Source organism: Bacteroidia bacterium (genome assembly GCA_040880525.1).
Taxonomy (GTDB): domain Bacteria; phylum Bacteroidota; class Bacteroidia; order CAILMK01; family JBBDIG01; genus JBBDIG01.
Genome location: JBBDIG010000013.1, coordinates 36,489 through 42,967, shown reverse-complemented (window position 1 = coordinate 42,967; position 6,479 = coordinate 36,489). Strand labels below are relative to the sequence as shown.

Below are 6,479 nucleotides of genomic sequence, written 5' to 3'. Positions count from 1 at the left end.
TCTTTAACATGGAGCAAAAATAACATATTGCTACCTAAGCGCCTATACCTATAAAATTAATTTTAACCATAATTTTAAATAAAAAAATGGTTTTGCAATTATTTTAATTCAAATTATAATTTTGGTCAAATTTATCTTTTAGCGATTGTGAGGCCAAAAGCAATCCCTGAAGTGCCAATCCAATTATAATTAAAAGTGCCATATCAAATTGCGAGGATACAGCGCTACCGAGCATTAACTTTTTTGATTCGTCCTTTATTCTCGCGCCCTCTGCCACTTGTATATCCGAGAGTTTAGAGAGGATCAGCAGCGATGATCTTATTTTTTTTTGCTCCTCTGCCCTTAAGGAACCACCATTGCTTTCTGCCTTTTTCCCGTCATCCAGAATATCCTTTAGCCTTTGAAAATATATTGCCTCAGCGGTGGTGAGAAAAGTAACTTCATATTGTGCGATTAAGTCATTTATTTCATTATCTAATTTATGCAATTCTTTTTTGGTACTTCTGCTATTTCCGGAATTTGAATTTATGATTGCCTCTTTTTTATGCAATAATTCCGAAAGCTTGTATATATAGCTTTCCACTAAAAGCCGGTCTTCATAAATGGAAACAAATGAGTGATTAAGTTTTTCCAATTTATTTCGTTCTGAAAGATTGCTCCATACGGCCATCGCCAATACTACGATCAGCGTCACTGCAATAATCAATTTTTGCTTTCGGCTGTATATCCATTTCATAAGTTCTCGTCTTTAAGTTTTTAAACCAGTTGTTCTTTTCTACCCACCGGTCAAAATTAAGTATTTGGCCGCAGAATAACCGGTATTGATGAAAATCGAAAAGCATTCCAGAAATGTGTTTTCAGGTTCGTCTATGGATGTAACTACGTTGAAAATTCAGTTTCAGGTGCGCATTTTATCTAGCTTCTCAGTTATGGGCGTGGCAGTGATTCCATGTACAAATATTGAAATTACGATCACCAGGGCCACCAGCGCCCAAAGCGTTTCGGAACCGGCAAAATCCTGCTGATTAAGGGCGTAGGCAAGATAGTACAATGATCCAATTCCCCTGATCCCGAGGAAGCTGATGGCCAGTCGCTCGCGCCACGGAGCAGCTTTAGATCCTGCAAGCCCGGCCATGCCGGCTACCGGACGTACAACGAAGATGATCAGTACGGCACAAACGATCAGCTTCCAGTTGAGTGCGGCCAACAGACCCCCTGCAATGGCAGCGCCCAGTGCCAGCAGGATAATGGCAGTTAAGATGCGTTCTAATTTTTCAGTAAGAATATGCATTGGTTTATGAAGCGGGTGGTGAGGTTTATATTGCCGAATCATCACAGCGCCTACAAAAGTTGCCAGAAATCCGTAGCCGCCAAAAAATTCAGTGGTTCCGTACAAAAGCAGCGTAGCAGCCAATGCGCCCAAACCGGTCATGGCTTTGGCGATATGGCTATCGGCCGGAATTGCCATCAGCAAACGGGCCAGCAAATAACCCAGCCCAAGTCCTATAATTACCGCCACCGCCATTTCGTACAGCACATGGATCGAAAGCCAGGTGCCGAACCAGCCGGCCGGATGAGCACCGGCAATCACCATGGCAATGGCCATATTTGTAAAGGGAAATGCCAGGCCGTCATTGAGGCCGGCTTCAGAGGTGAGCGCAAACCGCAGTTCATCCTCGGCTTTGTGATGCGCACGTTGGGAATCTTCATCATCCGGTGCAGATTTACCCGGAGAAGCTACCTGCACTTCTGAGGCGAGGACAGGATCGGTAGGGGCTATAACGGCTCCGAGCAGCATGGCCGTGGCAGGTGCAAAGGCCAGAAACCACCACCCGATAAAGGCTGAAAGCGCGATCGTAATGACCATCGTAATGCCGAGCAGCCGCCAGGTTACGCTCCATCCCTTCAGGCTTGGCGGACGGTCAATCTTCAGTCCTGCTCCCATGAGCGATATAATCACGCCCAGTTCAGTGAGGTGTTCAGCAAACTTGCTTTGTGCATTGACATCCGGTGCATCTAAACCGAAGGGCAAGGCAACAACAGCATAGCCAAAAACGAGCAAACCAATTGGCATGGAAAACGGGAAGCTGGCCAATATCCGGGGAAGGACTGAAACCGCAATGATGGCAATACCGATGATTACCAGCCATAAGCTATAGCTGCTGAAGGTGTGCAGCGCTTCTTTTATTTCCATTTATAGATCAGGATATTAAAGCCATGAACAGACCTTATAGATTCCTCTTCATCTTATTTGGTCAGCCGCAAAATTTTGCCATTGTTCTGGTCCGTTAGCAAATAAACAGAACCATCGGGTGCTTGCTTTACATTCCTGATCCGCGCTCCCAGATCAAGCCTGTCAGATTCTTTGGCCTGTTCGCCATTTACCGTTACTACCACCAGGGCCTTTGAGGACAGGCCGCCAATCAGCATTTTCCCCTGCCATTCCGGGAATATATCTCCGGTGTAAAATTCCATACCGGAGGGAGAGATTACCGGTGTCCATTTCACTACAGCATCTGTAAATTCGGGGCGTGTCGGAGGATCTGGTATATCGGAGCCGTCATAGTTTTCGCCCCATGACACGATGGGCCAGCCATAGTTATTTCCAGCCGTTATCAGGTTTAGTTCATCACCATCTTGCGGGCCCATCTCGGCCACCCAGAAGTTTCCGGTATTCGGATCAATAGCCGCAGCCTGGATATTTCGATGACCATAAGTCCAGATGGCATCTTCAGCATCATTCTGATCAGCGAATGGATTATCCGGTGGAATAGAGCCGTCCCGGTTAATGCGCACAATAGCACCGAGATGATTGGAAAGATCCTGTGCCGGATCAAATTTGAAACGCTCAGCAAGTGTCAGAAATATCTTGCCTTTAAAAAAGACGATCCTGCTTCCAAAGTGATTCGAACCATCCACCTTTGGCTCCTGCCTGAAAATGACCGAGAAGTCGCGGATGCTGTTGCCCTCAAGCCTTCCACGGCCCAGCGCTGTAGAAGCAGTATTATCCGGGCCGGGTTCCGCATAAGAGAGATAGACGAGGCTGTTTGTCTCAAAATCAGGGTCAAGGGCTACATCCAGCAAGCCCCCTTGTCCTTTGGCAAAAACTTCGGGAACACCCTGGAGCGGATCAGACAGCGTGGTATCGTTTGAGAGGATCCTGAGCTGGCCGGAGCGTTCGGTAACCAGCAACCGGCCATCCGGCAAAAAGGCCATTCCCCAGGGATGCTCCAGGTTTTGGGCAATCTCCCGGACCGCTACTTCGCCCTGTTCCGTTTCTACTTTCTTTTTCTGTCCGCAGGCTGAGCCAGAAACTAACAGGAAAAAGAAGGTTGCTGCCAGATAAATTTTTACCTGAGAAAGAATGTATTTTTCTGAACTATTCATAGTGCTTTTTTTGAAAGACTATAACACCTTCTGAATATCAATGTTGAAGTTTTTTTGGCTCTTTGAAAATCCAGATATTGGATTTCTTAAATAATTTGCACATTTTATTTAGTTGCTTTTTTATACCTATATTTAATATTATAATATATGTGTAAAATCATGAAATTATTGATGCGGCCTATGTGTGAAAAACGGGCAGGAAGTCTGCTTAAATCAACAATGCTTTTTGGTATTGATTCTGATAAATAATGAAGGTTTTTCCGATCGCAGGAATTATTTTAAAAATTGTTCTGAAAAAAGTGCAATATGATAATAATTATGGCGTTACTGCAATATTTTTTATCTTCGCACCCTTTTAAATTTATTTCAACATTTTTTAAGCGTTCCGGTTAAAAATTCGGGAAGGTTTATTCACAATCAAATTCAATTAAAATTATGAATTTAAAGTATTTTGGAAGCATCATTGCGGGCCTGCTCTTAATGTTTGGCTGCCAACAGGAAACAGCAGAAAATAACAATGATCAGGAGGTGGATGATCAGACGGCAATGGAACATGATCCAGCCGAGGCCCCACAAGATCCTGAGCCATTTCAGCAACAGCAGCCAGAGGCAACGGAGGTAAGTGATGAAGAACTTCAGCAGTTTGCTGAGGTGGTGGAACATGCCCAGGTCATCAACAAGGAAGCACAAGATGAAATGGTAACAGCTATTGAAAGTGAGATGGATGTCCAGCGATTCAGCGCAATACAGCAGGCAGAGCAGGACCCCACACAGCAAGCAGACGCTACAGAAGAAGAGCTTCAGCAGTATAATGTCGTGAGCCAGGAAGTGGAAATTATTCAGGCCGGGGCGCAGCAAAAGATGCAAGAGAAAATAGAGGAAGCAGGACTGGAAGAAACGCGGTATCAGGAAATTGGAATGGCACTGCAAGCCGATACACGGTTACAGGAAAGGTTCCGGGAATTGCAACAACAACCGAATTAATAATTTACATCACCTAAATAAAAATTGAAGCAATGAAAAAGATCACGAGTTTATTAATGATTATTCTTTTTGGTGCTACGGCTGGTTTCGCCCAGACGGAGACCCAGAAGGAAGTTTCTGAGAAGGAAATTGAACAGTTTGCTGCGGCATTCCAGGAAGTGCAATCCGTTAATCAGGAGGCACAGCAGAAAATGGTAGGCGCAGTAGAAGAACAAGGCTTTGACGTGCAGCGCTATAACGAGATTCAGCAGGCCCAGCAGAACCCTGAAGCCGAGATTGAACTTACGCCAGAAGAGAATAAAAACTATGAAGCTGTAGTTCAGGAATTAGGAACGATCCAGACCGAAGCCCAAAAGAAGATGGAAGAGAAGATCGAAGAGCATGGATTGAGCATTGAGCGCTATCAGGAAATTGCATCGCAGATGCAGAGAGATCCTGAATTGCAAAAGAAACTACAGGAGCACATGCAAGGCTAAGAACTGCAGGAAAATGAGCACTTAGCCGGGAAATAAGAGGACAGTTAAATTCCCCTTTTGTTCCCTGTTTCAACACCTGAAGCGAATGTCGTATTTGATATTCCTTCAGGTGTTTTTTTGTGCCCTGAAATACGGACAACCAACATCAGCGTAATATCCGGCCATTGAAACCTGAGCTTGGCTATCCAGAGTGGCACGGGTACATGCTTCCCCTTCAATAGCCCTGTCCTTCATTCAGGGCAGGGTAAAAACGAGCCCTCTTTTCCTCAAGGCTTCAGCCCTCTTCGTACCATTGGATATTGTGGGCAGATCAAACCAATTCTTTTCACGTTCATTTAAACACAATGGGGAATCTCTATTTGAGAATTTTCCCTGAAATTAAATACGATAACTTATGGACGCATTCATAATAAAAGGATTCAGAACAGCGGTTGGCAAGGCTGGTAAAGGCGGTTTCAGGTTTTACAGACCCGATAATATGGCGCGCGATATAATCCGGCATTTGCTGGAACAAACGCCTGAACTGGACCCGCAAAGAGTGGATGATCTGATTGTAGGCAATGCCGTACCGGAAGCAGAACAGGGCCTGCAGATCGGGAGGATGATCGCGCTCATGAGCCTTCCGGAGCATGTGCCGGGCATGACGGTCAATCGCTATTGCGGCTCCGGATTAGAGACCATCGCTATTGCTACGGCCAAGATAAAAATGGGCATGGCGGACTGCATCATTGCTGGCGGCACAGAAAGCATGAGCCTGGTTCCTACGGTGGGCTGGAAGACGGTTCCCAACTACGAGGTGGCGAAGGAAAATCCGCATTACTACCTGGGCATGGGATTAACGGCTGAGGAAGTGGCAAAAGACTACAAAGTGAGTCGGGAGGACCAGGATGAATTTTCTTATCAAAGCCATCAGAAAGCGCTGAAAGCCATAAAGGAAGGACGATATAAAGATGAAATAGTTCCGGTGGAAATTGAGGATGTATATGTGGCCGAGGGAAAACGCAAAACCCGCAATTTCACAGTAGATACGGACGAGGGGCCGCGCCCGGATACTTCGCTGGAGGTGCTTTCCAAACTGAAGCCCGTCTTTGCAGCAGGCGGTTCGGTAACGGCCGGAAATTCCTCGCAGACCTCTGATGGCGCAGCTTTCGTGCTGGTGATGAGCGAAAAAATGGTAAAAGAACTGAAGCTGGAACCGGTGGCCCGGCTGGTAAGTTGTGCGGCTGTCGGTGTGGATCCGCGCGTGATGGGCATAGGCCCGGTGAATGCTATCCCGAAAGCGCTGAAGCAGGCAGGATTGAGCATTTCGGATATCAACCTCGTGGAATTGAATGAAGCCTTTGCTGCCCAGTCCCTTGCAGTAATTCGTGAGGCGGGCCTGAACCCTGAGATCGTAAATGTAAACGGTGGTGCCATCGCCCTCGGCCATCCATTGGGTTGTACCGGTGCCAAGCTCTCGATAAGCATCATTAATGAATTGAGGCGCAGGAATCAGAAATTTGGTTTGGTAACCGCCTGCATCGGTGGAGGGCAGGGAATTGCGGGAGTGATTGAAAGGCTTAATTAAGTTTTCCCGTTAGCCAGTTGAGATTTAGTATTCAAATATTTTAATGTTCAAAAATTTAAATACCA

At 46.0% G+C, this 6,479-nt stretch carries 6 protein-coding genes; 3 read left to right on the top strand and 3 right to left on the bottom strand.

Features of this window, described 5'->3' with window-relative positions:
- Positions 1-103: 103 nt before the first annotated feature.
- The 3 genes from WD077_02405 to WD077_02395 form a co-directional block, all read right to left on the bottom strand.
- Positions 104-736 (bottom strand): MCP four helix bundle domain-containing protein, encoded by a 633-nt coding sequence (locus WD077_02405; GenBank protein ID MEX0966061.1) that lies wholly within the window; start codon positions 734-736, stop codon positions 104-106.
- A 162-nt stretch (positions 737-898) separates the two neighbouring features.
- The gene (locus WD077_02400) at positions 899-2,194 is read right to left on the bottom strand and encodes a cation:proton antiporter (GenBank protein MEX0966060.1); all 1,296 of its coding nucleotides are present in this window, start codon (positions 2,192-2,194) and stop codon (positions 899-901) included.
- A gap of 53 nt (positions 2,195-2,247) precedes the next feature.
- Positions 2,248-3,387: a PQQ-dependent sugar dehydrogenase gene (locus WD077_02395; GenBank protein MEX0966059.1), complete on the bottom strand. Its 1,140-nt coding sequence runs from the start codon at positions 3,385-3,387 to the stop codon at positions 2,248-2,250.
- Between the two features lie 435 nt (positions 3,388-3,822).
- Between WD077_02395 and WD077_02390 the strand changes: the two genes are divergently transcribed.
- The 3 genes from WD077_02390 (at position 3,823) to WD077_02380 (ending at position 6,414) form a co-directional block, all read left to right on the top strand.
- Positions 3,823-4,371: a DUF4168 domain-containing protein gene (locus tag WD077_02390; protein ID MEX0966058.1), complete on the top strand. Its 549-nt coding sequence runs from the start codon at positions 3,823-3,825 to the stop codon at positions 4,369-4,371.
- Positions 4,372-4,403: 32 nt separating this feature from the next.
- Positions 4,404-4,847: a DUF4168 domain-containing protein gene (locus tag WD077_02385; GenBank protein ID MEX0966057.1), complete on the top strand. Its 444-nt coding sequence runs from the start codon at positions 4,404-4,406 to the stop codon at positions 4,845-4,847.
- Between the two features lie 394 nt (positions 4,848-5,241).
- Positions 5,242-6,414 carry an acetyl-CoA C-acyltransferase gene (locus tag WD077_02380; GenBank protein MEX0966056.1) on the top strand — a complete coding sequence of 391 codons (1,173 nt, stop codon included), beginning with the start codon at positions 5,242-5,244 and terminating at the stop codon, positions 6,412-6,414.
- Positions 6,415-6,479 lie beyond the last annotated feature (65 nt).

Bases quoted from the DNA above. Each gene is read 5' to 3' on its own strand.
- WD077_02380 (MEX0966056.1), top strand. From the start codon at position 5,242: ATGGACGCATTCATAATAAAAGGATTCAGAACAGCGGTTGGCAAGGCT.
- WD077_02405 (MEX0966061.1), bottom strand. From the start codon at position 736: ATGAAATGGATATACAGCCGAAAGCAAAAATTGATTATTGCAGTGACG.
- WD077_02385 (MEX0966057.1), top strand. From the start codon at position 4,404: ATGAAAAAGATCACGAGTTTATTAATGATTATTCTTTTTGGTGCTACG.
- WD077_02395 (MEX0966059.1), bottom strand. From the start codon at position 3,387: ATGAATAGTTCAGAAAAATACATTCTTTCTCAGGTAAAAATTTATCTG.
- WD077_02400 (MEX0966060.1), bottom strand. From the start codon at position 2,194: ATGGAAATAAAAGAAGCGCTGCACACCTTCAGCAGCTATAGCTTATGG.
- WD077_02390 (MEX0966058.1), top strand. From the start codon at position 3,823: ATGAATTTAAAGTATTTTGGAAGCATCATTGCGGGCCTGCTCTTAATG.